Annotated in this window: 22 protein-coding genes, 1 pseudogene and 1 riboswitch; of the genes and pseudogenes, 15 read left to right on the top strand and 8 right to left on the bottom strand. The window is 60.0% G+C overall.

The features are described 5' to 3' along the window. The first annotated feature begins 9 nt into the window (after window positions 1–9). From ACOBR2_RS18490 to ACOBR2_RS18480, 3 genes and pseudogenes are all read left to right on the top strand, one after another. Window positions 10–1,104, top strand: coding sequence for a DNA-directed RNA polymerase subunit alpha (locus tag ACOBR2_RS18490; protein ID WP_420237563.1), 1,095 nt, complete (start codon window positions 10–12; stop codon window positions 1,102–1,104). A 129-nt stretch (window positions 1,105–1,233) separates the two neighbouring features. Further along, window positions 1,234–1,581, top strand: a pseudogene (gene rplQ, locus ACOBR2_RS18485) (50S ribosomal protein L17); the annotation flags it as partial. A 243-nt stretch (window positions 1,582–1,824) separates the two neighbouring features. Continuing rightward, a riboswitch (TPP riboswitch) is annotated at window positions 1,825–1,920 on the top strand. A gap of 64 nt (window positions 1,921–1,984) precedes the next feature. Beyond that, a complete protein-coding gene (locus ACOBR2_RS18480; protein ID WP_420237562.1) occupies window positions 1,985–2,302 on the top strand; it encodes an MTH1187 family thiamine-binding protein in 318 nt (105 codons plus the stop codon). A 6-nt stretch (window positions 2,303–2,308) separates the two neighbouring features. Here ACOBR2_RS18480 and ACOBR2_RS18475 read toward each other — a convergent pair whose 3' ends face one another. Both ACOBR2_RS18475 and ald read right to left on the bottom strand, forming a co-directional pair. Then, window positions 2,309–3,217 (bottom strand): flagellin, encoded by a 909-nt coding sequence (locus tag ACOBR2_RS18475; RefSeq protein WP_420237561.1) that lies wholly within the window; start codon window positions 3,215–3,217, stop codon window positions 2,309–2,311. 178 nt (window positions 3,218–3,395) lie between these two features. Further along, window positions 3,396–4,517: an alanine dehydrogenase gene (ald, locus tag ACOBR2_RS18470; RefSeq protein ID WP_420237560.1), complete on the bottom strand. Its 1,122-nt coding sequence runs from the start codon at window positions 4,515–4,517 to the stop codon at window positions 3,396–3,398. A gap of 181 nt (window positions 4,518–4,698) precedes the next feature. Between ald and ACOBR2_RS18465 the strand changes: the two genes are divergently transcribed. Next, a complete protein-coding gene (locus ACOBR2_RS18465) occupies window positions 4,699–5,199 on the top strand; it encodes an Lrp/AsnC family transcriptional regulator (protein WP_420237559.1) in 501 nt (166 codons plus the stop codon). A gap of 88 nt (window positions 5,200–5,287) precedes the next feature. Here the strand turns inward: ACOBR2_RS18465 and ACOBR2_RS18460 are convergent, their stop codons facing one another. Continuing rightward, window positions 5,288–5,440 carry a DUF1737 domain-containing protein gene (locus tag ACOBR2_RS18460; RefSeq protein ID WP_420237558.1) on the bottom strand — a complete coding sequence of 51 codons (153 nt, stop codon included), beginning with the start codon at window positions 5,438–5,440 and terminating at the stop codon, window positions 5,288–5,290. A gap of 313 nt (window positions 5,441–5,753) precedes the next feature. On the opposite strand from ACOBR2_RS18460, the gene ACOBR2_RS18455 reads away from it, so the two are divergent. The 7 genes from ACOBR2_RS18455 (at window position 5,754) to ACOBR2_RS18425 (ending at window position 15,994) form a co-directional block, all read left to right on the top strand. Then, window positions 5,754–6,818 (top strand): rod shape-determining protein, encoded by a 1,065-nt coding sequence (locus tag ACOBR2_RS18455; protein WP_420237557.1) that lies wholly within the window; start codon window positions 5,754–5,756, stop codon window positions 6,816–6,818. Window positions 6,819–6,906: 88 nt separating this feature from the next. Further along, entirely contained in the window at window positions 6,907–8,277 is a 1,371-nt protein-coding gene (mreC, locus tag ACOBR2_RS18450) for a rod shape-determining protein MreC (RefSeq protein WP_420237556.1), read from the top strand. Then, on the top strand, window positions 8,274–8,798 hold the full coding sequence (gene mreD / locus ACOBR2_RS18445) for a rod shape-determining protein MreD (protein WP_420237555.1): 525 nt from the start codon (window positions 8,274–8,276) through the stop codon (window positions 8,796–8,798). Before mreC ends, mreD begins: the two co-directional genes overlap by 4 nt. Window positions 8,799–8,966: 168 nt before the next feature. After that, a complete protein-coding gene (mrdA, locus tag ACOBR2_RS18440; RefSeq protein ID WP_420237554.1) occupies window positions 8,967–11,060 on the top strand; it encodes a penicillin-binding protein 2 in 2,094 nt (697 codons plus the stop codon). Then, complete coding sequence (rodA, locus tag ACOBR2_RS18435) at window positions 11,060–12,163, top strand: rod shape-determining protein RodA (protein WP_420237553.1); 1,104 nt, start codon at window positions 11,060–11,062, stop codon at window positions 12,161–12,163. Before mrdA ends, rodA begins: the two co-directional genes overlap by 1 nt. Window positions 12,164–12,698: 535 nt before the next feature. Next, on the top strand, window positions 12,699–15,452 hold the full coding sequence (locus ACOBR2_RS18430) for an Rne/Rng family ribonuclease (protein ID WP_420237552.1): 2,754 nt from the start codon (window positions 12,699–12,701) through the stop codon (window positions 15,450–15,452). A 332-nt stretch (window positions 15,453–15,784) separates the two neighbouring features. Beyond that, entirely contained in the window at window positions 15,785–15,994 is a 210-nt protein-coding gene (locus tag ACOBR2_RS18425; protein ID WP_420237551.1) for a hypothetical protein, read from the top strand. An 858-nt stretch (window positions 15,995–16,852) separates the two neighbouring features. On the opposite strand, the gene ACOBR2_RS18420 is transcribed toward ACOBR2_RS18425, so the two are convergent. Beyond that, the gene (locus tag ACOBR2_RS18420) at window positions 16,853–17,128 is read right to left on the bottom strand and encodes a hypothetical protein (protein ID WP_420237550.1); all 276 of its coding nucleotides are present in this window, start codon (window positions 17,126–17,128) and stop codon (window positions 16,853–16,855) included. On the opposite strand from ACOBR2_RS18420, the gene ACOBR2_RS18415 reads away from it, so the two are divergent. Beyond that, complete coding sequence (locus ACOBR2_RS18415; RefSeq protein ID WP_420237549.1) at window positions 17,114–17,272, top strand: hypothetical protein; 159 nt, start codon at window positions 17,114–17,116, stop codon at window positions 17,270–17,272. The genes ACOBR2_RS18420 and ACOBR2_RS18415 overlap by 15 nt on opposite strands. A 135-nt stretch (window positions 17,273–17,407) precedes the next feature. Next, window positions 17,408–18,112 (top strand): hypothetical protein, encoded by a 705-nt coding sequence (locus ACOBR2_RS18410; protein WP_420237548.1) that lies wholly within the window; start codon window positions 17,408–17,410, stop codon window positions 18,110–18,112. Window positions 18,113–18,118: 6 nt separating this feature from the next. Here ACOBR2_RS18410 and ACOBR2_RS18405 read toward each other — a convergent pair whose 3' ends face one another. The 3 genes from ACOBR2_RS18405 to ACOBR2_RS18395 form a co-directional block, all read right to left on the bottom strand. Beyond that, the gene (locus tag ACOBR2_RS18405) at window positions 18,119–19,192 is read right to left on the bottom strand and encodes a PepSY-associated TM helix domain-containing protein (RefSeq protein WP_420237547.1); all 1,074 of its coding nucleotides are present in this window, start codon (window positions 19,190–19,192) and stop codon (window positions 18,119–18,121) included. 47 nt (window positions 19,193–19,239) lie between these two features. After that, on the bottom strand, window positions 19,240–21,633 hold the full coding sequence (locus tag ACOBR2_RS18400; RefSeq protein WP_420237546.1) for a TonB-dependent siderophore receptor: 2,394 nt from the start codon (window positions 21,631–21,633) through the stop codon (window positions 19,240–19,242). Between the two features lie 414 nt (window positions 21,634–22,047). Beyond that, window positions 22,048–22,221, bottom strand: coding sequence for a hypothetical protein (locus ACOBR2_RS18395; RefSeq protein ID WP_420237545.1), 174 nt, complete (start codon window positions 22,219–22,221; stop codon window positions 22,048–22,050). Here ACOBR2_RS18395 and ACOBR2_RS18390 point away from each other — a divergent pair. Then, a complete protein-coding gene (locus tag ACOBR2_RS18390; protein WP_420237544.1) occupies window positions 22,220–22,924 on the top strand; it encodes a hypothetical protein in 705 nt (234 codons plus the stop codon). The two genes, ACOBR2_RS18395 and ACOBR2_RS18390, sit on opposite strands and share 2 nt — an antisense overlap. A gap of 88 nt (window positions 22,925–23,012) precedes the next feature. Here ACOBR2_RS18390 and trhA read toward each other — a convergent pair whose 3' ends face one another. After that, window positions 23,013–23,654, bottom strand: a complete 642-nt coding sequence (gene trhA / locus ACOBR2_RS18385; RefSeq protein ID WP_420237543.1) for a PAQR family membrane homeostasis protein TrhA — start codon at window positions 23,652–23,654, stop codon at window positions 23,013–23,015. Between the two features lie 264 nt (window positions 23,655–23,918). Here trhA and ACOBR2_RS18380 point away from each other — a divergent pair, with 264 nt between their 5' ends. After that, window positions 23,919–26,036: a tetratricopeptide repeat protein gene (locus ACOBR2_RS18380; protein ID WP_420237542.1), complete on the top strand. Its 2,118-nt coding sequence runs from the start codon at window positions 23,919–23,921 to the stop codon at window positions 26,034–26,036.

Genomic DNA, 26,036 nt, shown 5'->3' with positions numbered 1-26,036 from the left:
CGAGACGATATGCTTTGGAGAGGATTTCAAAAGCCGAAGCGCCTGGCAGTGGATGCCGAGACGCTTACCGACACTTACGGCAAGTTCAGCGCTCAGCCCTTTGAGCGTGGATTTGGCACGACGATTGGCAACGCTCTGCGTCGCACCCTGCTTAGCTCCATTGAGGGCGCAGCAGTTACCGCGATTCGCATCGAGGGCGTGCTGCACGAGTTCCAGCCGATTCAGGGCGTGGTCGAAGACGCTACCGACATCATCCTGAATCTCAAGCAGGTTCCTTTCAAGCTTCAGGGTGAGGGACCGAAGGCGCTCTATCTGCGTGCCGATCAGCCCGGCGTTGTCACCAGCGGCATGATTGAAGCTGATGGCGATGTCGAGATCCTCGACAAGAATATCTACATCGCGACCGTCTCGGAAGGCGGCAAGCTGGACATGGAAATGCGTCTGAAGCGTGGACGCGGCTATGTTTCGGCGGACAAGAACTTCGATGCTGACCTCGGTCTGGGCTTCATCCCGGTTGATTCCGTGCACTCGCCAGTGCGCCGCGTCAACTATGTGGTGGATGCCGCCCGTCTGGGTCAGATCACCGACTACGACAAGCTGACGCTGGAAGTCTGGACCAATGGTGCCGTACTTCCCGCCGATGCCGTGGGCCTGGCAGCCAAGCTGCTCAAGGACCACATGAACATCTTCATCAACTTCGAAGAGGAAATCGAAGCCGAGAGCCGTGGCGAAGAAGGCCGCGTGCTGTTGCGCAACGACAACCTCAACCGCTCGGTCGAAGAACTGGAACTCAGCGTTCGCAGCTACAACTGCCTGAAGAACGCCAATATCCAGACCATCGGCGAGCTGGTGCAGAAGACTGAAGCGGAGATGCTCAAGACCAAGAACTTCGGTCGCAAGAGCCTGAACGAGATCAAGGAAATCCTGGCCCAGATGGGTCTGTCGCTGGGAATGAAGATCGACGAGCAGGGCAATGCGGTTCCGGGGCCGACGAGCGTACCTCCGGCGACGGCGCTGGCGGCCAGCTACGGCCACTTCGAAGACGAAGACGAGCCGCTGGATTCGGTGGACCTGCAGTTGCCCACCGAGACCGAGAACTTTTAAGTACAGCTGCTAGCTGTTAGCTGCTAGCTTCCAGCTTGAGGCAGTTCCGGGTAGCCCCGGAACTGCCTCAGGCGAGAAAAGCTAGAAGCTAGAGGCTAGAAGCTAGAAGCTGAATTCGGAGAGATTTTCATGCGCCATCGCAATGCAGGTTTCAAACTCGGACGTAACACCAGCCATCGTCGCGCCCTGCTGCGCAACCTGGTCACGTCCATCATCGTCGAAGATCGCGTTGAGACCACCGTGGCCAAGGCCAAGGCAGTTCGCCCGCTCGTCGAAAAGATGATCACCCTTGGCAAGAAGGCTGATCTGCACTCCCGCCGTCAGGCTCTGGCTTTCCTCCAGACCGACACGGCCGTCACCCGCCTCTTCGACACCGTGGCTCCTCGCTACGGCGATCGTCAGGGCGGCTACCTGCGCATCGTTCGCACCGGCTTCCAGAAGGGCGACGGCGCGGAAAAGGCCTTCCTCGAGCTCCTCGGAGCCGAAAAGGAACTTGGTGCCAAGCGCGCCAAGAGCGCCGACCTCAAGGCCAAGAAGCGCAAAGAGCTTGAAGAAGCTATGGAAGCGGCCAAGAAGGACGAAGGCAAGGGCGGCGAAGAAGCTGCTTAGGGAACTTGCCGGGACGGACCGTCCAGGTAATCCTTGTTCTTGCTGAATGAAGAAGCGGGCACACCACGTGAGTGGTGTGCCCGCTTTCTTTTTGCCGAAGAGCTACAATAAAGCCAGAAACAGGGGTGCCTTGCAGGATGAGGCTGAGAAGATACCCTCACACCCGATCCGGATCATGCCGGCGTGGGAAGTTTTTCCTTCCGCTTCGACACTTCTCCTGACACTCCTGTTCATTTTTCGCGCGCAGCGTTTTTGCGCCCAAGGAGTCGTCATGCTTGCCAGTTTTTCCGCTGTTCCCATGACCAAGGGTGAAAGCGTCAGCCATCTGGTGGCCGAGTCGCTGAAGATTGTTGATGCCTCGGGGCTGGATTACCAGCTGGGCCCCATGCAGACCATCGTGGAAGGCGAAGAAGCCGCTGTAATGGAAACGATCATGCAGTGCCACCGCCGCATGCGGGAGCTTTCCGATCGTGTGCTGACCACCATTACCATTGACGACCGCAAGGGAGCCACCGGAAGGCTGCGCGGCAAGGTTCGTGATGTGGAAGCGCAGGTGGGCAAAACTCTCAAGCGGGTCAGTGGGGAATGAATTCAACTATTGAATCAGCTTCAGAACATCCTGATACATCTGGTTGGATTGAGCCAGTGAGGCGATTGCGCCTTGCATCATGATCTGTTCGCTGGCCAGATCCGAGGTCGCCTTGGCGTAGTCCACGCCCTCAATGGCGTTAAGCGCCGCCAGTGTGTTCTCCGACTGGGTGTTCAGGATGGAGCTGACTGCGGTCATGGTGTTGATCTGCGTGCCCAGGTAGCCATCCTGCGCTGAAACCGAGGCAATGGCGCTGTTCAGCAGATACAGCGTGGACTGGGCATTGGGCGTGGTACTCATATCGGTATGGCTCAAGTCAACCGATGAGCCGGGCGTATAGCTCAGCTTGGCGGAGGTGGTGTCGGTGGCCGGAATCATGCTGACGGATCCGCCGGAATCGCCCAGGTGACTGAGGGTGAGTGGGCTGAAGTGCAACGAGTCAATCATTGAACCAGCCAGTGTGGAGTCGCCCACATAAGCGTCGAGCGTGGTGCCAAAGACTGACTGCTGGTTGTAGGTGGTGGTTTTGCCAATGTTCGAAATTTCGGAGAGGATCGACTGGTACTCGTCGTTGGCCGCGTCCAATTGGCTCTGGTTCAGGGTGCCGTTGGAGCTTTCCGTGGCCAGGGTGATGGCGCGGTTCAGCAGGCTGGTTACCTGACTGAGCGCACCATCGGCCACGCGCAGCACGCCAGTATCTTCTTCGATGTTGGCGGTTGACTGGTTCAGAGCGGCCACGTTGGCGTGCATGCCGCTGGCCAGTGAGATTGCCGCCGGATCGTCGGCTGCCGAGTTCAGCTTGCTGCCGGAGGCAAGCTGACGCAGAGTGTTTTGCAGGCGCGCGTTATCGCGGTCGAGATAGTTCTCGATCCGCAGGGAAGACGGGTTAAAAAGCATGCCGATGACCACGCGCACGCCCCTCTGAAGGCAGCTACGAATAGACTTTCGGCATTTAAAAGTTTTTCTTTGAAGTGATTAGATGCGCTACATGAAGTGACTAAAAGCGCTACAGAAAATCTTCTACGGGCAAAAAAAGCGAGGATTGCGGTTGATTATCCGCAATCCTCGAAGTGGTACTTGGAGCTGTTGGACTCTAGCTTGCGGCAATGACCTCAGCCGCAGAAGTGAATGCCCGCTGCTGGCTTTCGGCCACACCGCGACAGGTGAGCTGGCCGAGCCAAGTGTTCAGTCCCTCGGCCAGGCCAGGGTCCTGCTGGAGCGCCTGCCTGGCGCCCAGACGGGCAAGCCGCAGCACATAGGGCAGGGTAGCGTTGGTCAGGGCCAGCGTGGAGGTGTGGGCCACCGCGCCGGGCATGTTGGTGACGCAGTAATGCACCACGCCGTCCACTATGTAGCTGGGGTTGGAGTGGGTGGTGGGCTTGGCTGTTTCAATGCAGCCGCCCTGGTCAATGGCCACATCGACGATGACCGCGCCGGGCTTCATCTGGGCTACCATCGCGCGGGTAACGAGTTTGGGAGCTGTCGTGCCCGGAATCAGCACGCCGCCAATCACCAGATCCGCCTCGCGGGTGGCCTGGGCGATGTTGTAACTGTTCGAAGCTAGGGTGTAGAGTCGGCCGCCGAACTGGTCGTCGAGTTCCCGCAGGCGGTTCAGGTTCAGGTCAATCAGGGTGGTTTGCGCGCCCATGCCCACGGCGATGCGGGCTGCGTTGGTGCCCACAATGCCGCCACCAAGAATGGTGACCTTGGCCGGAGGAACGCCCGGAACGCCGCCCAGCAGAATGCCGCGTCCGCCACGCTCCCGCTCCAGATAATTTGCGCCCACCTGTACGCTCATGCGGCCCGCTACTTCGCTCATGGGCTGCAGCAGCGGCAGAGCGCCGCGCGCATCTTTCACCGTTTCGTAAGCAATGCCGATCACCTGCGAGGTGAGCAGCTGGTCAGTTAGCGTCTGCACCGGAGCCAAATGCAGGTAGGTGAACAGCACCAGACCGGGGCGGAAGAAGCGGTATTCGGCCTCCACCGGTTCCTTGACCTTGACGATCATCTCGGCTCTGGTCCAGACCTGCTCGGCCTCGGCGAGGATCTGCGCGCCGGCGGCGCTGTAATCAGCGTCGGGGAAACCGGACTGTGTTCCTGCGCTGGCTTCGATCAGCACCGTGTGGCCTGCGTCTACCAGAGCTTTTGCTCCGGCTGGGGTCAGGCCGACGCGTGCCTCATTGTCCTTGATCTCTCTGGGGATTCCAATCAACATGGCGGATCTCCTTTTCATCTCAACTCGTGGAAGTTTTGCTTGCACAAGCGGGAAGCCGCGGGGGGCATACGGACAGCACGCACTGATTTCTGCATGCTACGGCGATTCGGGGGAGCGATGTGTGCAAAGTTTGTGATAAAAAGGCCGAAAGAGCACGAATTGTGAGCAGGAGGAGTTACATATGGCACAGATAGATGAAAAACCTCCGATAGGCGCGCGAAATGCCGAAAGTGTCACACTGGACGAGCTGGATGTGGCGATTCTGCATTTTCTGGAGCGCAAGGGGCGGGCAACCAACTACGAGGTGGGCGAGGCGGTAGGGCTATCTGCATCAGCTGCTTCCCGCCGGATTCTGGCGCTGGAGGCCAGCAGGGTCATCCGTGGCTATCGGGCGATGGTGGACGACCGCCTGCTGGGCAAGCGGCGTCTGGTTTACATTCGCGTAACGCTGGAGCGGCAATCGGCAGCCGTGCTGGAAGCTTTTGAGGCGGCGGTGCGGCGCTGCCACGACATTGTGGCCTGCCACCTGATGGCCGGGCAGTACGACTACATGCTGGTGGCGCGGGTGGCTGGCATTGATGACTACGGCCGTTTGCATCAGAGCGAACTGAGCCGACTTCCGGGGGTGGTGCGGCTGGAAACCAGCTTTGCCTTGCGGGATGTGCTGGAGTCGCGGGTTTAACAAAGAGAGTCCAATGGGACGCATGGCGCTGTGCGCAACCGGGTTTTGCCGCGCACAGGCTCAGGCGTATTCGGGGGGTGGGCCACGGTCAGGCGCCGATCATCGCCTGATAGTAGACGCCTCCGGCAATACAAACGCCGCCCAGCGGCTGCCATCCCTGACTGAGGGCTTCGCGAACTGCTTCCTCAAGGGCTAGTTTGGTGGTACCTTCCAGCACCATGTAAGCCATGACAACCGGCATGTTCAACCTCCCATAGACGGGGCAAGGGGGTGGCCCCGCTGTTCGATTTCTGTATCGGCAGATTGGTGAGCTCGATGAGGGGAAAGTGTGGTGTAAAAAAATCCTCCGTGCCCAGTCCAGAACCCAGCGGAGGGGGTACGAAGAGGGCAGGGAGGGTTTCCCGGGAGCCTTACGGTGCCCGCAGGGGAGTTTTGCACGCGTTTTACACCGATATTTGGCCGGATAGGCGCGGATTTTTGCCGTGTTTTACGGTGCGAACCGCCCTATAGCCCAAGAGGCCGTACAATAACGTTGAGGTAGATTCGGTTTCCCAATGTCATTGAACGGTTATCCATCGCGCACTTCACGGTCGCACGGCTTGCGTTCGCTCTTTAGCATGTTTTCGAGCGATCTGGCCATCGACCTCGGCACCGCCAACACTCTCGTTTACGCCGCCGGCAAAGGCATCGTGGTCAACGAGCCCTCCATCGTCGCCATCAACAAGAACACTGGCGAAGTGGAGGCCGTGGGTAAGGAGGCCAAGGAGATGTTGGGGCGTACGCCTGGCAACATCGTGGCCATCAAGCCGATGAAGGACGGCGTCATCGCCGACTTCAAGGTGACCGAAAAGATGCTCAACTACTTCATCCAGAAGGCACACAACCGCAAGATGCTGGTGCATCCGCGTATTGTGATCGGTGTGCCCTCGGAGATCACCCAGGTGGAAAAGCGCGCGGTCGAGGACTCGGCCTATCGCGCCAAGGCCAGCGAGGTTTACCTCGTGGAGCAGGCCATGGTGGCCGCCATCGGTGCGGGCTTGCCCATCACCGAGCCTTCGGGCAACATGGTGGTTGACATCGGCGGCGGCACCACCGACATCGCCGTCATTTCGCTCAGTGGCATCGTCTATTCGCGCTCGGTCCGCATGGCCGGCAACCAGATGGACGAAGCCATTACCAACTATCTGAAGCGCAAGTACAACCTGCTGATAGGTGAACGTACGGCCGAGCACATCAAGATGGAGATTGGTTCGGCTTATCCGCTGGACAAGCCCCTCTCGATGGAGATCAAGGGCCGTAACCTGATCGAAGGTGTGCCCAAGACCATCGCCATTGACGACAGTGAGATCCGTGAGGCGCTCGGGGAGTGCATTGCGGTCATCATGAATGCGATTCGCGTAGCTCTTGAACGCACTCCGCCGGAGCTTTCGGCAGACATCAGTGACCGTGGCATAGTGCTTACGGGCGGTGGTGCGCTGATCAAGAATCTGGACAAGCGCATCCGCGAAGAAACCGGCCTGCCTGTTTCGGTGGCCGATGATCCGCTGGCTTCGGTTGTGCTCGGCACCGGCAAGATGCTTTCCGACTTCCGCCTGCTGCGCAAGATCAAGATCGACTAAAAACAGGGACCAGGTGTTAGGGGCTAGGTGCTAAGTTTTTGCACCTATCTACTAACACCTAGCCCTTAACACCTAGAACCTTCTTTCCATGGAATCCTTCTTTAGCCGTTACCGGAACCTGCTCGTTCTGTTTATCGTCCTGATGGTGCAGATCGTGGGGTTGGCCGTGCAGGTGCGTCGCACCGCGGACGGTCGCAGCGTCCTTACCCAGGGCGATGGCCCAGGTGTGCGCCTGCTCCGTTACTGGGCGGAGAGCCTTGTGGCTCCTGCCGAACACGGCATTCACTACTCCAAGCTGGGCCTGATTGACCTGTGGCAGAACTACGTTGACCTGCAGAATGTGCGCCAGCAGAATATGGACCTGCAGCACACCATTGACCGGCTGCGTTTGGAGCAGGCCTCGCTGATGGAAGACGCCAAACAGGGCCAGCGTCTGCAGTCCATGCTCAGCTTCCAGCAAAGCTATCTTTATTCCACAACTCCAGCCCAGATCATCGGATCGAGCGGCAGCGATCAGTCGCGGCTGTTCTGGATCGACAAGGGCAGCAGCGACGGGCTCAAGACCGATATGGCCGTGGTTACGGCTGACGGCATTGTGGGCAAGGTGCGCGACGTGTTTCCGCACACGGCGCAGGTGCTGGTCATCAATGATCAGAGCTCGGGCGCAGGTGTGATTCTGGAAACCACCCGCATTCGCGGCGTTCTGCGCGGCAATGCCAGTGGCCAGCTGGAGATTGTGGGCGTCATGAGCGACGCCCGCATCAAGCCCGGCGAAAAGGTGCTGACGGCGGGCGGCGATCTGATCTTCCCGCGAGGGCTTCCGGTGGGCGTGGTGGAGAAGGTTGTGCCTGATCCAGATCGCGACAGCTGTGTTCTGGTGATGCTTGCTCCCGCGGCCCACATCGACCGTCTGGACGAGGTTCTGGTGATTACCGCGCTGGGGTCGCGCTTCAACGATCAGCAGCAGCAGGACGTGAGCACCAGCGAAATGCTCAAGCAGGCCGATTTGAATACGCTGCAGGAGCAGAAGAAGGCCAGCGAGATCATGGCCGAGCGACTGCCTGGCCTGAAGGATCCCAATCAGCCGGCACCGCCCGCGCTGCCTGACGGAACGCCAGCTCCTACGCCGGCTGCTACGCCGATTGGCCCCACGCATCCGCAGGCGGCGCTGCACAGTGACCGCTTCAGCCCGGCAGGCGCAGTTGGCTTCAGCCATACGCCTGCCCCTGATGCGCCGCAGCATGCTGCCGGACAGACCGGCGCGGCAGCGGGGCATCCTACGGGAGCAGCCACAGGCGCAAAGCCCGCCACTTCCGGCGCAAAGCCGCTGACGCCGACTGCAAACGGCCAGCGGCCCGTGGCTAAACTGAATGGCTCCGGCCAGAGCACGACAACAGTACGTCCGGCCCCGTCCACCCATCCGGCTGCGGCAACGGCGCAAGGGAGGAATCAGGAATGATTCAGGTACTCGGTTCCGATACCCGGCGCGATGTGGATATCCGCCACTATCCGTTTCTGGTTTACGTGATGACGCCGCTGATCGCGCTGGTGTTGCAGGCCTGGTTGCCGCGCGTGCTGGGGCCCTATGCGTGGTTCGATTTCCCGCTGATCGTCGTGGCCTACTTTGCCATGGCCCGCCGCAGCCCCATCCAGGGTACGTTCATGGGCGTGGTGATGGGCTTACTCGAAGACGCGTTGTCGCATCATGCCATTGGCATCAACGGCATTGCCAAAACGGCGGTGGGTTTTCTGGCCGCTTCGGTGGGCGTACGCATCGATGTTGAGAATCAGTCGATCCGCCTGCTGCTGGTCTTTCTGCTTTCGCTGCTTTCGAGCGCTCTGTACGTCTTTATCTACAGCGTGCTGCTGGGCTTTTCGCTGGAGTGGCGCTGGTTTGCCGAACTTTTCCGGGCCGTTGGCAATTCGCTGCTGGTCGTCTTTTTCTTTCCCCTGCTTGACCGTCTCCAGATCCGGGATTAGTTCCGGCGGGCGAGCTGTGTTGCAGGCGGTAAGGATCGGCTCAGGGTTCGAGTATGTGCGTCTGGGAGCGGTGTGTTCTGTCGTTCGGCGATTGAAAAGGGTCGGGGCCTTGGCCTCAGCAGAGTTCTTCCCGCGGCCGGGCAGTGTGCGGGGATCGTGAAATAGAAAATGATTGAAGGCTACGGCAAAGGCGGCGAAAAGATCCATAGTGTCAAGCTGGCGGTGGTCCAGTATGGCATTCTGGCCATGATGCTGGCGCTCAGCGCACAGCTTTGGCGGCTGCAGATTCTGGGAGCTGAGAACTTCCGTCAGCTGGCTGAGCAGAACCGCATCCGCAAGGAGCCGATCATGGCTGCCCGTGGCAAGCTTTTTGACCGCGATGGCCGCCTGCTGGTGGACAATTACCCCTCGGTATCCTGCTTTCTGGTGCGCGAGCAGGCCAAGAACGTTGATGCCGATCTGCCGCTGATTGCAGAGGGTATGCATCTGGATCTGGATACGCTGCGGGCCACACTCTTCCACTACCGCAACTCGCCGCAGTATCAGCCGATTCCCATCAAGCAGGACATTACCGCCGACGAGCAGGCCTTTGTGGAGGCGCATCGTAACGAACTGCCCGAGCTGGAGACGATTGGCGAAGATCGCCGCCTGTATCCGCGCGATGGCTTTGCTTCGCACCTGATCGGCTATGTGGGTGAGGTCAGCGAAGAGGATCTGAACAACCCGCGTTTTCAGTGGTACGAGCCGGGCGACGTGGTGGGCAAGGCCGGCATTGAAGAAACCTATGACCAGTTGCTGCGCGGCGAAGATGGATCGCGCGACGTGGTTGTTGACAGCCACGGTCGCGAGGTTGGCTACCTGCGTACCCAGCACGCCAAGGCAGGTCAGGATCTGAAGCTGACCGTCGACATTGATATTCAGCGCGCTGCCGAGCTGGCGCTGGGCGAAAACAATGGCGCGGTGATCGCCATGGATCCGCGCAATGGCGAGATTCTGGCGCTGGTCAGCCATCCCAGCTTTGATCCCAACGCCTTCAGTGTGCGCATTGGTCGCACCGAGTGGAATCAGCTGATCACCAACCCCAACCATCCGTTGATGAACAAGGCCATTCAGGATCAGTTGGCGCCGGGTTCCACCTTCAAGATCATCATGTCGGCTGCTGGCATGCAGGAGGGTGTGGCGCAGGATATGCACGTGATGTGCTCGGGCGGCGGCACCTTCTATGGCCGCTTTTTCAAGTGCGACAAGCATCACGGCAATCTCGACATTCATCAGGCCATTCCGCTCAGCTGCGACACCTTCTTCTACGCTCTGGCGCAGCGTCTGGGCATTGACACCATCGCCCGCTACGCCACCAGCTTTGGCCTTTCGCAGAAGACCGGCATTGACCTGCCCGGTGAGATGTCCGGCCTGATGCCCAGCACGCAGTGGGAGATGAAGACGTATCACCAGAAGTACTACGCGGGCAACACCATCAGCGTGGGCATTGGCCAGGGAGAAACCCAGGCTACGCCGCTGCAGTTGCTGCGCGCGCTCAGCGGTCTGGCATCCAAGGGCCACTTTGTCAGGCCGCATCTGGTGGACACCAATCAGTTGCCGCAGGACTGGCGGCAGGCCATTACCGACACCTTCCCCGGCTCGGGCGATAAGCAGGTTCCGCTGAACGATGATTCCTGGATGACGATCACCGAAGGCATGGCCGCCGCCACCACCACCGGTACGGCTGCCGCCGCCCATCTGGAAGGCATCGACTTTGCCGGAAAAACCGGTACGGCGCAGGTGACAGGCGCGGGCGATACCCACGTCAAGGGTGGTTCCAAGACGCCCAACGCATGGTTCGTGGGCATGGTGCCGCGGCGCAATCCCGAGTTTGCCATTGTGGTACTGCAGGAGCATGGTGACTGGGGCTCGAACTCCGCGCTGGTGGCCGCCAAGGTAGTGAGCGCTTACGTGACCAAGCAGCGCCGCAAGGAAAACAATCTGGTTCCGCAGCCCAAGCCGCAGCAGCCTTCGCAGAATAACGGCGACGGCGATGACAGCGGCAAGAACGCCCCGGCCGACAAACCGGTGGAGATGGGCGCGGTCTGGTCCACACCGGTGGCAGGCAAACATGGTCGCCCTGCCACGGAAACACTCCATTCAGGCCGCTATCTTGTAAAGCCCGACCCGCAGCCGGTCACGTCCCTGGCCACCGCTCTGCCGCACGTTCCGGCCTGGCTTCACTTCTGGCAACCCATCCGCTTCCGGGAGGAGCAGCCCTGATGCGCCGCTTTCTCAGCTTTCGCGACTTCGACTGGCCGCTGCTTGGCATGATTCTGCTGCTCTGCACCCTTTCGGTGCTGGAGATCTACACGGCCACGTTGCACACCAAATACGTGGGCTTCCACACCAAACAGCTCTGCTGGATTATCGGTGGACTGGTGGCCATGTTCATCTTTGCCAAGATCGACTACCACCGGCTGCTGGACTTTGCTCCCTGGGCCTATGGATTCTTCCTCTTTGCGCTGACCGCCGTGCTGGTACCACATATTGGCCACAAGGCGCTGGGTGCGCGGCGCTGGATCAAGCTCGGACCCATGCTTTTTCAGCCCTCGGAGTGGATGAAGCTGGTGCTGATCCTGATGGTGGCACGCTACTTTTCCAACCTGGGCGGACGCAGCTTGAGCTGGCGCGAAATTGGCCGGGCCTTTCTGATGGTGGGCGTACCCATGCTGCTGGTCATCAAGGAACCCGATCTTGGAACCACGCTGACCTATATGCCGATTCTGGTGGCCGGGCTCTTCCTGGGCGGCATTAACATTCGTCAGGGCCTGATTCTGGGCTTGACCGGGTTGGCGCTGGTGGGGGGCGTATGGTCCAGCGGTAAGGTGTTGAAACCCTACCAGAAACAGCGCCTTGCGAGCTTTATTGACCCCAATAGCGACCCCCACGGTTCCGGCTATCAGTTGTTGCAGTCGAAGATTGCGGTCGGCTCAGGCGGCATCTGGGGCAAGGGAACGGCCAAGGGGACCCAGACGCAGGGAGACTTCCTGCCGATTCCCCATGCTGACTTCATTTTTGCTGCCTTTAGTGAAGAGCACGGATTTGTGGGCGCAGTTTTCATCCTGCTGCTATACTTCTCCATATTGATGCGTTTGATTCAAAACGCTCAAACGGCCGCCGACCTGCCCGGTTCCCTGATTATTATGGGGGCAGTGGCTGTGTTGACCTTTCAGATTCTGGTCAATGTGGGCATGGTCATCGGTTTTATGCCAGTCACCGGAATCCCGTTGCCACTTTTGAGTTACGGAGGGTCTTCGGTGCTGTTCACCTTCCTGGCGCTGGGTGTGGCAATGAACGTCCGCATGCGCAGGTTCGTGAACTGAGGTTTTTTCGGGTTGCAATAGCCTGGAAAAACTTCCTCGCAGGTTCTTCTCCTGGGTTGCTTCGGCATCGGCCCGGCCCCAGGGAGGTTGATTTTAAGTTTTTCGCCGGTAAGGTCCGGACGGACCTCAGCCGGCAGGATTTGGGTATATGAGCACGCAGAGACGGGGATGTCCCGGGCGGCTATCATCCTGGATCGAGTACCTCGGAGCGCTATGGCAGATCTGCCTGGCTTCGATGGCATTTCTGCTTCCATGGAACGCCTCGGACGGAACGGCCCCGCCGGCTTTGCCGGCCCGGTTGGCCACAAAATCTCTGTACATGGATCACCGTTTCCTCAGATGCGACTGGCAGGCCCATCCGGGCTATCGCCGCGGCTCTCCGCCTTTACAGGCGCAGCGTGCCGCAGCTGTCGCGTCTGGTTCTTTCGGTTCTTTCCTTTCGCTCATCTTCTCGCCTGTCGCTTCTGAGCGCTTCCTTCCGTGCCTGCCGCGAGTCCACGCTGCCTGATCTCAGGCTGCTGGACGGAAAGGTACGATGGCAAAAGAGATTTGTATCTCCAGCACGCCGCACGAAACGCGGCTTGCAATTCTGGAAGACGACCAGCTCTCGGAGATTTATTACGAGCGCGAAAATGAGTACACCCTGGCCGGGTCCATCTACAACGGCCGCGTAACCCGCGTGCTGCCCGGCATGCAGTCGGCTTTTGTGGATATTGGTCTGGAGCGGGACGCTTTCCTTTACGTTACCGACTTCATGGACATCGAAGAGACCGAGGATACCGACGAGTTGGAGAAGGCTGCCGTCAGCGGCGCCAATACTCCGCCGCGTGAAGTCCGCCACAAGGAAGAGCGTCCGAAGCAGGAAGAGCGTCCCAGCCGCCGGGAAGAGCGCCGCGAGGGTCGCGAAGAGCGCCGTCGTGAGCGTCAGGCGCAGCCCCAGCCGCAGTTGGAAGAACCGGCTGAGGTGGAAGAATTCATTGAGCCTGCTGCCCTTGTGGTAGAGCAGGTTGCGGTCGAGCCCAGCGAAGAGCAGGGCGAAGGTGCCGTGGGTGGTGGTCGTCGTTGGCGTGGTCGCCGTCGCCGTGGCCGTGGTCGTGGTCAGGCCGGTGAAGAGCAGACGGTTGAGGCCACTGAGCCCGCCACCGAACAGGTAGAAGAGATTGAGGCCGAGCCCGAAATCGAGCACCGGCACTCCATTCGGGCTGCTGCTCACGAGGTTGAGCCCGAAGTAGAGTTTGAGGAAGAGTCGGTGGCCGAAGCTACTTATGTTCCGGCAGCCGAACCCGTCCTTGAGCCTGTTGCTGCGCCCGTCGCCGCGCCTGCCCGCAAGCCCCGCCAAGCCCGTGTGGCCGAGCCTGCAGCCTTTGTTCTGCCCGGCGAACAGCTTACCAAGTACGGTGGCACGCCGGCGGAAGAGGCTCCCAAGGCCGTATCGGCAGCCCCGGTTCGTCCGCAGCCCAGCTTCAAGCCCGCTACGCTGATTGAAACCCCCATTGAGTGGAACGGCGTTGGTCTTTTTCCCGGTGAGTCGCTTGCGCGCCATCGTGGCAACGAGCCGGAAGCTGTGGTGGAAGACTCCGCCTCGCTTAAGGCCGCGCGGCCTCAGATCGAGATTGAAGCCGTAGCCGACGAAGAAATGTTTGAGGAAGTGCAGGATGCTTCCGCCACGCACCATGTTGATCCCTCCGCTCCCAGCGGCTTCCGCCTCTTCGGCTTTGGCAAGAAGAAGGACGATGAGCACGAAGAAAAGCCGGCTGAAGCGGCCAAGAGCAAGGCTGCGGGATTTCAGGAAGAGCTGAGCGAGGGCGAGGAGTTCGAAGAGCATTCGCTGCCCGCGCACATGCGTACCGGCGACCTGGGCGAGATGCTGCAGGAAGCCCACCTTGACCACCGCATCGGCCTTGATCTGGATGAGCATGCCGACGAGGATGGCGAGGAGGAAGAGGGCGAAGCTACTCCGCAGCAGGCTGGCCAGCAGCGTCGTGAGCGTGGTGGCCGTGGCCGTCGTGGCCGTGGCGATCAGCCGCAGAAGCCCGGCAGCAACCGCCGTGGTCCTTCGCGCCGTTCCATGCAGACCACCGACCTGCCCGTCATCACTGACCTGCTCAAGCCGGGTCAGGAGATTCTGGTGCAGATCGCCAAGGAACCGATCGCCAAGAAGGGTGCGCGCATTACCTCGCACATCGCCCTTCCCGGCCGCTTCCTGGTCTTTATGCCGACGGTTTCGCACGTGGGCGTCAGCCGCAAGATTGCTTCGGACGAAGAGCGTCATCGCCTGAAGAAGATTCTGGTGCACGAGCGGGGCGAGGCCAGCGGAGGCTTCATCGTCCGCACCGCCGCCGAGGGAGCCAGCGAAGAAGAGCTGCGCGCCGATCTGCGCTTCCTGCTCAACCTCTGGGCTGAGATCAAGCAGCGCTCCGACACGTCGAAGTCGCCTGCCCTCATCTATCACGATCTGTCGCTGATCGAGCGCATTCTGCGTGATCAGGTCAGCAGCAACTTCAGCAACATCTGGGTCGATAGCGAAGCCGATTACGAGCGCATTGTGCGCTTCCTGAATCGCTTCTCGCCGAACCTGGTGCGTCGCGTCAAGCTTTACACCAAGGAAACCCCGCTTTTCGAGCATTTCGGCATTCAGGACGAAATCTCCAAAGCGCTGCGTTCCAAGGTGTGGCTCAAGAGTGGTGGATCGATTGTCATCAACCAGACCGAAGCGCTGGTGGCCATCGACATCAACACCGGCAAGTACGTGGGCAAGTCGGCGCGTCTTGAAGACACCATCGTCAAGACCAATCTTGATGCGGTGCCGGAGATCGTCCGCCAGATCCGTCTGCGTGACCTCGGCGGCATCATCGTCATCGACTTCATCGACATGGACGAGCGCAAGAACCGCTTCAAGGTTTTGGCCGCTCTGGAAGAAGCGCTCAAGAGCGATCGCGCCCCGACCAAGGTTCTGCAGTTCAACGACTTTGGTCTGGTTGCCATCACCCGCAAGCGCGTCAAGCAGTCGCTCGAACGTACGCTGAGCGTTCCGTGCCCCACCTGCCAGGCCACCGGCATGGTCAAGAGCCCGGCCACGGTCTGCAACGAGATCTGGGTGGAACTGCGCAAGATGAAGAAGCACTTCGAGAGTGCCGATGTGCTCCTCCGCGTGCACCCCGAGACGGTCAAGGTGCTCAAGCAGAACAGCAGCTCCTGGATCAACGACTTCGAGGAGCTGATCGGGCGCAACATCCTGGTCAAGAGCGACGCAACGCTGCATCCTGAGCAGTTCGACATTCAGGGATAAGCGGAAGTCCGCTGGCCTGCGAGTCAGCAAGTCAGCCAACGGCCGGAGCGAAAGCTCCGGCCGTTGTTTTTTGTGGACAAGCATCTTGCACCAAATTCATCATTGTTTGGTGCTAATATTGAGCCGCGGGAGGACTCCATGCGTACAACCATCGCCATTGACGACGATTTGCTGCGGTAGGCGGGTCAGCTTTCCGGGATTAGCGAGCGCAACGCGCTGGTGCGCGAGGGATTACGCGCTCTGGTGCATCAGGAGGCCTCGCGCCGTCTGGCTGCCCTTGGTGGCAGTGATCCGCAGCTTGAATCCGTCAAGCGCCTGCGGGCCGATCTGCTGTGATTCTGGCCGCCACTTCCATCTGGATCGATTTCTTCCGTGGTATCCAACCGTACCTGGCCGATTTGCTGCGCGATGGTGCGATTGCCATGCATCCATTCATCGTTGCTGAACTGGCGCTGGGGTCCTTGGGCAATCGAGAGCAGAAGTTTGCCTTGCTTGAGTCGCTTTGGCAGGTGCGGGTGGCTGAACGTCACGGAAAGCGATGAAGACGCCAAACACTTCGGAGGGTCTTAATTTCTGCCCGCCTTGTCCTTGATGAGGCGAGTAAAAAAATGAGCGCATCGTATTTGATTGAATTTAATGAGTTTAACAAATACGCATGTAAGCTGATTGGTTGATTATTCTGCGCTTTTCTGCCAAACTTCATGTAGGCATAAAAAGGCCCCCGGTTTTACGAGAACCAAGGGCCTGCTGATCTCTAGCCATGCCATTGGTTAGAGAGTCACGGTTTCACTTCTTGGCGCTACTAGCGGATTTTGTTGTATAGACTGATGATCTGTCCAGCAAGGCCGATAGCTTGACCGAGAAGAACGAGAAGCTGCTTTAGCTTCTCCATCCAGTTGGGTTTGTGTATGGCACATTCCCTCCTATGTAAGTTCAACACGCCCTGTCTTGGCCGACAGGGCGTTGTTGTGTGGCTTAGAAGCACCACTCCCTAAAGGATAGCCCTAGTTCGTTTTTTCCGTTGGTGGAAAACCGGGCCTTGCCTTCGGACCGTAGATCAAAGAAAGGCGAGGGGCAACGATCCCCCCGCCTTGTGTTTCGATTCACGGCCCCGCGTTGGCGGGGAACGTCTTCTTTTGAACCAATGAGAAAACTACTACACGGGTTCAGCCCTGCGTTGGCAGGGAACTTTTGCGCCTTATTCTTCTTCACAGTCATATGACGTTACGATGCGGCGCATTTGCCGCGTCCTTGAAAAAACATGGAGACCAAACCGACAGAGGGCCTTTCGTTTGTCAAAACCTGACGGCTTGCCGTCACCGTGGAACGGCGCGGAGTTGCACAAGCGAAGGGCGGAAGCGAGCGGGCTTGATAAACGAAAGGCCCTCTGTCACTTGCGCTCACTCGGTGGGCGGGATCATCTCGGCCGTGTCGGCCTCAATCTGCTCCGCAGTCTCTACGCCTCCGGCTCCGGCCGCCGCCGCTGCGGCTGCTGCCGTTGCGGCCTTCGTCGCCTCGCGGCCGTGCAAGATGGCCTGTGTGTGGGCAATGTCGGCCAGCTTCGCCAAGACAAGCAAGTCTGAACCGCTAAAGCTGTTCGATGAATGGAGCTTGCCCGCGCTGTCCTTATACGTCCGGCTGAGCTTGGTGAAGTAAGGCGCTTGATCGAGTCGCATGCACTGTATGCGCGTGGTCTTGGCCTAATCGATGCGCATCTGCTTGCCGCCTGCCTGCTCACGCCGGGCGTGCAGCTCTGGACGCGCGATGCTGTGCTGGAGAAGGCTGCGGCATTGCTGGGGATTGGCGCTATTCTTGCCTGAAGTCGCACTTCGCACGGCTCAGGAGTGCTTCCCAGGGGGTGACTCCTGCGGTAATCGTCAATCTCGCAGAACAAAATGTACCCGGCGCGTAACTGAATCCTCTCATCTGCCTCAACTTACGTTCAGGAGGCTTTCTTGTCCTTTTTCTTTCGGCTATTCTCTTCCGCCCTTGTACTTTCCGTTGCTGTTCTGGCGCAGGCTCAGGCTGGCGCACCGGCGGGGCAAAGCTCCAGCCAGATTGATGACCAGCAGGCGGCTACGATCAACAGCATTGGCAACGCCAAAGGCGAGCAGCCGGGCTTTCCCGTGGCGCGCGAGCACTTCTGGGATCGCATTGGCGTTGAGCTGAGTGGGGGCTATTTGCCCGTCCTCGGCAAGGGGAACGGCTACTTCAATTCCGGCTATGAAGTGGCGGGCGGAGCCGTCGATCACCTTGGCCCGCACTGGAATCTGCTGGCCGAGGCGCAGTTCTTCTGGCTCAACGGCACCACCTATTCGAGCAGCGGACTGCCCACCAGCTACAGCAATACGAACTTTTCGGCTTCGCTGGGCGCGGCCTATATTGCCTTCCCCAAGGCCTATCTTTCGCCGTATCTGCTGGCGGAGGTGGGCGATGCCTACCTTGGCCCGGTCAGCAGTGTGACCATGGGAATCAGCGGCCAGAGCTTCAATGCCCTGCATGCGCCGCTCTACACGGGTGGAGTGGGCGTGCGCCATCGCCTTTATCCCGACCTCCCGCTGGAGCTTTATGCCGAGGGCCGCTTTTCCCGCTTCAACACAGGAACGTCGAATCTGGGGCAGATCACGCTCATGCCGATTCGCGCCGGATTGCGCTGGTAGTAAAACTCAGCGTGGGCGGTGCAGAAGGGAACGCAGCTTGCGGTTCCAGTACATGAGCAGGCCGGTGACGCTGAGCAGGGGCAGGGTGAGCCCGGCCAGTGCCCATAGAATCTTCGGTCCCAAACCCCAGAGATTTCCGAAGTGCAGCGGATGCATGGCCCAAAGAATCCAGTCGCCTACGGTCTGATTTTGGCCGTAGTGCCAGACGGCAAGTAGACGGCCCGTTGCTGCCCCGTAGTAAAGAATCGCGCGGTGTGAGAAGTCGCCGGGGCGGCCAGTGTCCACGTAGACGATGGTGGATTCGCCGGGTTTATCCGCCGGAGCCACGCCGCTGATGCTTCCAAGGGGTTCGGCCTGCCGTGCGGCGGCCACGATGCTGTCCAGGCTGACGCCGGGGCCGGGTTGATCGGCTGGTACGGCAGGCGGGCGCATGGCGCGGACCGAAAAGACTGCGTCCACAGCCCGGGCAAACGGCGCGGGCCAGACAAAATACACGCCTGAGATTCCCCACCAGAAGAGAAAAAGAATGCACCAAAAGCCCACGGCATTGTGCAGGTCGTGGTTGATCCTGCGCCAACTGGCAGAGAACTTGACGCGGACGGCCTGTCGCAGGCGTGCGCGCCCCGGCCACCAGAGAATCATTCCGGTGAGCGCCAGCAGCAGTAGGCAGGTAGCGCCCAAGCCATTCACAACCAGTCCGCGTGGACCCAGCAGCAAGTACACATGCAGATCGTGGACAGTTTCAATCCATGGATGAAAGCCGGAATGCAGTGCGCCGGTGGCCGCATCCACCAGAATGACACTCTGTTGGCCGGAGGAATTCCGCAGCCAGACGCGGTAGAAGGGAAGGTCCTCCGCAGGAAAGCTGAGGAAGGTGCAGCGCGTGTGGGGTGCGCTGGACTGGGCTGCCGCAAGTGCCTGGGCGGGACGAAGCTGGGAAGTGGAGGTGGGCGCTGTGCTCAAGGGCAGAGACCTCTGCGTGAACTCGTCCTCAAAGACGAGCAACGCGCCGGTCAGGCCCATCAGCGTAAGGTAGAGGGCCGCGAGGATGCCCACCCAGAGGTGCATCTGGAGGAGCATCCCGCGCAGTTTGCGATTGGTTCTGATTGACTGGGCCATTGCTCTGACTAGAAGTGCAGCTGCACGGAGCCCTTCACGTCGCGGGCATAGCCATAGTCGCAATAGGCTGTGCCGGTGCAGGTGGCAATGTAGCGGCGGTCCAGCAGGTTGCTGACGTTTACGCTGAAGCGGAGCAGGCGCCAGTCGGTGCGCAGAGCGGCGTCCAGCAGCGTGAAGCCGGGAATGGAGAGGGTGTTGGCGCTGTCACCGAAGTTGCGGCCCACAAAGCGCACGCCCAGGTTGCCGCCGAGCCCGGCCAGCTTGCCGCTGGGGGTGGTGTAGTCGGCCAGCAGCGAGGCCTGGTTTTTGGCCGCTTGCGGCTCCCAGAGTCCGCCGCCCGTGTCGGTGCGCACCAGACTGTAGCCGCCATGCAGATTCAGGCCACGGGCCACGTTGGCCAGGGCTTCCAGCTCCACGCCTCGCGAGTTCACCTGTGCGGTCTGCACTGTGTTCAGCGGATTGTTGGGGTCGGTGGTTTGCACGTTGGTCTGGTCGATGTTGAAGTACGAAGCGGTCACAAAACCATTCCAGGTGTGGGGCTGAATCTTCACGCCCACTTCTTCCTGCTTGCCGTCGGACGGCTTGTAGGCCTGGCCGTAGTAGTTTGTTCCGGAGGTGGGCTGGAAGCTGGTGGAGTAGCTGAAATAAGGCGCGATGCCGTTGCTGGCCAGATACGTTACGCCGGCGCGGCCTGTGAACTTGGAGTCGTTCTGATGGGTTGAGCTGGAGGGTGTCAGGTGGTTGGTGTCGTCGCTGATAGCCCAATCCTCGCGACCGCCAAGGGTGAACACCAGCTTGTTGCGCAGCTTGATCTGGTCTTGCAGATAGCCGCCATGCTGCTCGGTGAGCAGGCCGGTGTAGTTGTAGGGCGTCAGGGTGCCGATGCTTCCGCCATAGACCGGGTGGTAGACGTTGATGTCGGTGGCCGCACCGTACGAGGCGCGGGTTTGGGTCATCATGTGGACAAAGTCGTAGCCGCCCAGGAAGGTGTGCTCCCAGTTGCCAGTGCGGAAGTGGCGGGTGGTGCGGGTGTCCAGAGTGTAGATGTCGTTGATCTGCGGATAGGTGTCGGCTGAGCGGCTCAGCATGGTGGTGCTGGTGCCGTCAAAGCCTAGACCGTAGACTGTGCTGCCCTCAAAGTTGATGTGCTGGAAGCGGAAGTTCTGGGCTACGGTCCAGCCGTCGGCAAAACGGTGGTTGGCAATCCAGCCGAGCGAGGCCTGCTCGCGATAAACATGCTCCCAGTCCGGCTCGCCCACAAAAGTGCTGATCGGAATCAAGCCATTGGGATTGTTGTTGTAGAGCGTGCCGGAAGCGGGCAGGAACTGGCTCCAGCGAGTCTGGTCGTGTTGCCAGTCGCCCAGCAGCGTCACGTCGGTCATGGCCGAGGGGCGCCAACTGAGTGCCGGTGCAATCAGACGACGATCATCGGGCGTGTAGTTCACCTGCGTTCCGCTGTTGCGCACGAGTCCCGTCAGACGATAAGTGAGCGACTTGTTCTTGGGGAGGGGACCACCGAAGTCAGCCACCACTTGGCGATGGTCGTAGCTGCCGAACTCTCCCGTAATGGTGTGCACCGGCTGCTGCGGCGGACGGCGCGTGACCAGATTCACCAAGCCTCCCGGAGGCGCTTCGCCGTAGAGTACGGAACTGGGTCCCTTGAGGACTTCCACGCTCTCCAGCTCGTTCGGGTCCATCTTTCCGGCCAGCGAGTTCCAGCGCATGCCGTCGCGGAAGATGCCATAGGTGTCGGCCGAAAAGCCGCGGATCAGCATCCAGTCGTAACGCTGTTCCACGCCGTATTGGTCGGTTTCAACGCCCGGCGTGTAGTAAAGCGCGGCGTTTACCGTGTCTACGGCGCGCGCCTCCAACTGCTCCCGGTTGACCACCGAAATCGATTGCGGCACTTCAATCAGGGGCACATCCAGTTTGCTGCCGGTATTGCTGGTGGTGGCTATAAAACCAGCGTCTGCCACTACCGTCACGGTGTCACTGGCTGAGGCCACGCGCAGGCGCACCGCCAGTGGCTTGCTGGTCGGGCCGTCTAGGACGACGCTCTCAGTGTTGGTGGCGAAACCAGGAGCCTCCACACTCAACTGCCAGCGTCCCGGCTGTGCATTGATCTCTGCCTGACCGGTGGCGTTGGTGCGTGCTTGCAGAACGACCGTTCCGCAACTCAGCCGCACCTGTGCGCCCGCCAGAGCAGCGCCCTGGGCATCGCTTACGGTTACCGGCCAGTCAATCGCAGCGCCGGTTTTTAGACTGCAAACGGTTTCGCTCGCAGAGCCAGAAAGCGGCGCAGCCACAAGGGTTTGCGCATTCCAAGCGCAAAGAAGGAAGAGAAAAGCCAGGGGGAGTTTTTTAAACGTATGAAAATGAGTTAATTGCAGAAGTTGTGTCATCCAGTCCTCTCTTGCGTGACGGAGCGAAAGCGCCTATGCTGAGAGGCACATCGCCAGCCGCACGGTTGTCGATACCGGGGCGCTCCGCCATGCGCTTCGCCAAAAGACAGTGGCGGAGTTCCCCCTCTAAATCCAGATCCGAAGAGTCAGTTTCCCCGGTCCCTTTTTAAACTACGACAAATTTGGTCTTGATTCAACACAAACTAAGACAAATTTGGTCTGATTTCTAGTCAGAGAACAATTCTCCTTCTTCGGTTTTGCCTAACTTTATCTGTTTCTTTGTTTTATGATGAGTCGCGCAACCTTGGCGCGCACCTCGGGTCTAAGTCGGTACACGGAGAGCACAGACTCTTCGTCGGAGTAGGTGAAAGTGGAAAGGAAATTCTTGAATCGAGGTCTAGATATGTCAAACCCTTATTGGATGTTGCTCAAGCGGTCTGTCAGTGTATTTGCAGCTATGGCGGTGTGTGTCGCCTGCTCGGCGCTGGCTGAGCCTGCGGCTGTTTCTGGTGCCTCTTCGGCGTCGGCATCGGTGTCTGCGTCGGAGTCCAGTTCCAGCCTGCCGGCACTGAGTTTTGCGGATGGCATGGCTTCCATGCCTGCTGCTGCTGGCTACGGGAAGGACAATCACTACAGCCAGAACAAATGGAAGAACAAGCTGGCCCGTGGCTATGCGCTGGAGTTCGGCGGCGGTTTCAACGCGCCCACCAGCGATTCCTCGCCGTACATTACCTGGGGTGGAAACTTTACCGTGGGTGCGGGATATAACTTCAGCCCCCGTTTTGCCGTGCTGGCCGAGTATCAGTTCATCGACTCCAAGCTGCCCGGCACGCTGATTGGTTCAACCTACAGCAGCGCCTATGATGACGCCGCGAATGGCGGCAATGCGCACATCTGGTCGTTTGGTCTGGAGCCGGTTGTCAGCCTCTTTCCGAAGCGGGCCAATGACCTCTACGTCACTGGTGGCGGCGGCTTTTATCGCAAGATGACCAACTTTACCTATCCCGAGGTGGACCTCTACTGCGACGACTACTACGGCTGTGACTACGAGACGGCAAACCAGGTGGTGGGCCACTTCTCGACGAATCAGGGCGGCGTCAACATTGGTCTTGGCTATCAGCGCCGTTTGGGTGGCGAGTTCCATGACAGCCGCATGAAGCTCTTTGCCGAGGCCCGCTACCTGCACGTCTTCAGCCCGGCAGGAACCTATTCTGTGAACCCGTATCTTTCCCCGGTCACCGTCGGCAAGGGCACGGAGATCATTCCCGTCACCTTCGGTATTCGCTGGTAAAAAAGACGCCCGGAGTTTTTGCCCGGGAGGATGAAAGAACAGCCCCGGAGGAATTCAGCGCCAGCATGACGGCGCGATTCCTCCGGGTTTATTTTTGCGGTGGCACAACAAACCACAGCACGGCAAAGTAGTGCGCCAGACTGCCGGCCAGCACGAACAGGTGCCATGTGGCGTGAAAGAAGCGCCGCCGGTCAAAGGCGTAAAAGAGAAGCCCTGTTGTGTAGGCCACGCCGCCTGCTCCGATCCACGCCAGCCCGCTCCAGCCCACGGCAAGCTGCATGGGATGGAGTACCACCACCATCAGCCAGCCCTGTGCCAGATAGAACGAGGCTGACAGCCACTCATAGCGCCCCGTCAGAAAGAGCTTGAAGACTACGCCACCCGTCGCCAGAGCCCATTGAACCGCCAGCAGCGTCCAACCCAGCGATCCATGCAGACTGACTAGCGCAAAGGGCGTGTAAGTGCCGGCAATCAGCAGGTAGATCGCCGAGTGGTCCAGCACCCGAAAGATCTTCTGTAGTCGCGTCCGCTCAAAGGAGTGGTAGAGGGTGGAACAGATGTAGAGCAGGATCAGCGTGACGCTGAAGACGGCACAGCCCACCACGCAGCGAGCCGGGCCACGCAGGGAGGCTGAAGTCAGAAAGCCAGCTCCAAAAATTGCCAACCCCGCACCCAGTCCATGGGTGATGGCGTTGGCCAACAGGTCGGCGAGTCGCGCGGGACGTTGCACAGCTTCATCATAGCTCCGCCGGTTCAAGCGATCATTGCTGGAACGGAGGGGGTGATTCTTAAGTGAGCCTTATTTAAAGCCAAGATTCTTGGCCTTCTCTCATGGAGATGGAGTCCCACACTCAAACCAAGCGCAATGAGCCGTTCTGTGCTGCCACTCCTGCAGAGAATGCTCTGCAGCATTGAAAAATTCTGATCTTTACCGCAGCTTCCTGCACGTGGAACGTGCGTGCTTCTCTTCTGTTCTTTCCTGGAGGCTGTGCGGATGGAGATGGTCAGCGCCATGCTCGTTGAGGAACCGTTGTGCGAGGCGAAAGCTACGAAAGAAGAGAAGGAACCCCGGCTGTTGACCGACCACCTGATGGAAGTGGCGCAGGACTATCAGACGCTGCTCGGGCGCGATCCGCAGAACGCCGAAGCGTTGCTGGGCATGGGACTGGTGGCGTTGGCCAGCGGACAGACGGCCGCCGCCGTGCAGATGTCGCGGGCCGGTGTGCAGGCCGCTCCGCAGATGATTCCCGCCTGGGTGACTCTCGGTCAGGCACTGGCCGCTGATCAGCAGTTTGAGGAGGCGGAAGCGGCCTACATGCAGGCCATTCGCATGGACGGTATGGATCCGCTGGCGCGCATGGGGCTGGGGGAGCTGCGTTTGACCGAGGGTAAGGCCGAGCAGGCTGCAGCTGAGTTTGGTCTGGTTTTGCGGAAAAATCCCGCGCAGGCTGCTGCGCATCTGGGGCTAGGCAATGCGCTGGCATTCCTCGGCAAAAACGAAGAGGCACTGGCGGCCTACGAGCAGGCGCTGACGCTCAAGCCCCGTCTGCCCGAGGGCGAGTTTGCGGCGGGCTTTGTGCTGGGGCGCATGGGGCGCAATCACGAGGCCATGCTGCGTTATCGTCGCGTTCTGTTTGCCCAACCCGAGCACGCTGCTGCATGGCTGAATCTGGGCTGTCTGTTGCGGGAGCAGAATCAGGATGTTTTTGCGGAAGCAGCCCTGAAACGAGCCTTGGAACTGCGTCCTGATTTGCTGAAGGGCTGGATCCATCTGGGCCTGCTGGAACGTGACCGCAATCGTCCGGAAGAGGCGGAAAAGTATCTGCGCAAGGCCATCGAGCTGCAGCCCGATCAGGTGGAGACGCTGGTGGCCTGGTGCCAATTCCGTTTGGCTGAAAATGATCGGGCCGGCGCATGGGCTTGGCTGCGCTGGGCGCTCTGGCGCAATCCGCAGCATGAAGAAGCCCTGAACATGCAGGGTATTCTGCTGCACAACGAGGGCCTCTACGAAGAGGCCATTGCAATCTTTCTCCGTGCGGAAGCGCTGGGCCACAAACCGGCCTCGGCCAATCGCGGCAATACGCTGCTGGATCTGGGTCGTGTGGAGGAGGCATTGGAGGCGCAAGCGCTGGCTGCCCGGCTCGATCCTGAGAATCCCGGTGCACTGTATAACCTGGCCCTGACCCGTTTGCGCATGGGCCAGTGGGAACAGGGCTGGCGCGACTACGAGATGCGCTGGAACTTCCGCGGTGTGCACCTGAAGCCGCGCCATTTTGATGAGCCGCGCTGGAAGGGCGAATGCCTGAAGGGCCAGCGCGTGCTGCTCCACGCCGAGCAGGGCCTGGGCGATACGATTCAGTTCTGCCGCTATGCCGAGCTGGTGGTGGAGCGGGGTGGCCGTCCGCTGCTGGTGGTGCAAAAGCCGGTGGCGGAGCTGCTGCGCTCCCTGCGGATTGTGCGCGAGGGGCTGGCCGAGGTTTCCGTGTTGGGTGAACCGATGGCACCGTTCGATTTGGAGTGCCCGCTGCTGAGTCTGCCTGCGGTCTTTGGCACCACGGTCGATTCCGTGCCTTGGCCGGGCGCTTATCTGGGGGCGGAAGAGGCCGCGATTGCCGTCAAGAGGGCCCTATTTGCCGATGATGGCCGTCAGACAAGGGTTGGACTGGCCTGGGCAGGCAATCCGCGCTACAAGGCCGACAGCAGGCGCAGCATGCACCTTTGTACGCTGTTGCCGCTCCTGCGTACGCCAGGGTTTCGCTGGTTTGCACTGCAGAAGGGTGAGGCCGCCGCGCAACTGGCCGAGTTGCCTGAGGAAGTGCGGGTGGAAGATGGCTCCAGCCAGGAGAAAGACCTGAGCGAAGCCGCCGCGCTGATCGCCACGCTTGATTGCGTCGTGACCACGGACACCTGCATCGCGCACTTGGCCGGAGCCATGAACAAGCCCGTATGGATGCTGCTTCCCTGGCAGAGCGACTGGCGCTGGATGCAGGAGCGCGCAACCACGCCCTGGTACCCCTCGGTCTGCCTGGTGCGCCAAAAGCAGAAGGGTGACTGGGCGGGCGTGCTGGAGCAGGTGATTGCTGAAATCGAAGACTACCGCCGCACCGTTTAG

Source organism: Telmatobacter bradus (assembly GCF_048629425.1).
GTDB lineage: Bacteria > Acidobacteriota > Terriglobia > Terriglobales > Acidobacteriaceae > Telmatobacter > Telmatobacter bradus.
Note: the sequence above shows the minus strand (reverse complement) of the source record. Positions and strands in the feature narration are given on the sequence as shown.

Excerpts from the sequence above, each read along its gene's own strand:
- ACOBR2_RS18390 (WP_420237544.1), top strand. The coding sequence starts at position 22,220 with ATGGCTTCCATGCCTGCTGCTGCTGGCTACGGGAAGGACAATCACTAC.
- ACOBR2_RS18395 (WP_420237545.1), bottom strand. The coding sequence starts at position 22,221 with ATGCCATCCGCAAAACTCAGTGCCGGCAGGCTGGAACTGGACTCCGAC.
- ACOBR2_RS18400 (WP_420237546.1), bottom strand. The coding sequence starts at position 21,633 with ATGACACAACTTCTGCAATTAACTCATTTTCATACGTTTAAAAAACTC.
- ACOBR2_RS18380 (WP_420237542.1), top strand. The coding sequence starts at position 23,919 with ATGGAGATGGTCAGCGCCATGCTCGTTGAGGAACCGTTGTGCGAGGCG.
- mreD (WP_420237555.1), top strand. The coding sequence starts at position 8,274 with ATGATTCAGGTACTCGGTTCCGATACCCGGCGCGATGTGGATATCCGC.
- ald (WP_420237560.1), bottom strand. The coding sequence starts at position 4,517 with ATGTTGATTGGAATCCCCAGAGAGATCAAGGACAATGAGGCACGCGTC.
- ACOBR2_RS18430 (WP_420237552.1), top strand. The coding sequence starts at position 12,699 with ATGGCAAAAGAGATTTGTATCTCCAGCACGCCGCACGAAACGCGGCTT.
- ACOBR2_RS18455 (WP_420237557.1), top strand. The coding sequence starts at position 5,754 with ATGTCATTGAACGGTTATCCATCGCGCACTTCACGGTCGCACGGCTTG.
- mreC (WP_420237556.1), top strand. The coding sequence starts at position 6,907 with ATGGAATCCTTCTTTAGCCGTTACCGGAACCTGCTCGTTCTGTTTATC.
- mrdA (WP_420237554.1), top strand. The coding sequence starts at position 8,967 with ATGATTGAAGGCTACGGCAAAGGCGGCGAAAAGATCCATAGTGTCAAG.
- ACOBR2_RS18465 (WP_420237559.1), top strand. The coding sequence starts at position 4,699 with ATGGCACAGATAGATGAAAAACCTCCGATAGGCGCGCGAAATGCCGAA.
- ACOBR2_RS18490 (WP_420237563.1), top strand. The coding sequence starts at position 10 with ATGCTTTGGAGAGGATTTCAAAAGCCGAAGCGCCTGGCAGTGGATGCC.
- ACOBR2_RS18460 (WP_420237558.1), bottom strand. The coding sequence starts at position 5,440 with ATGCCGGTTGTCATGGCTTACATGGTGCTGGAAGGTACCACCAAACTA.
- ACOBR2_RS18405 (WP_420237547.1), bottom strand. The coding sequence starts at position 19,192 with ATGCTCCTCCAGATGCACCTCTGGGTGGGCATCCTCGCGGCCCTCTAC.
- ACOBR2_RS18480 (WP_420237562.1), top strand. The coding sequence starts at position 1,985 with ATGCTTGCCAGTTTTTCCGCTGTTCCCATGACCAAGGGTGAAAGCGTC.
- rodA (WP_420237553.1), top strand. The coding sequence starts at position 11,060 with ATGCGCCGCTTTCTCAGCTTTCGCGACTTCGACTGGCCGCTGCTTGGC.
- ACOBR2_RS18420 (WP_420237550.1), bottom strand. The coding sequence starts at position 17,128 with ATGCGACTCGATCAAGCGCCTTACTTCACCAAGCTCAGCCGGACGTAT.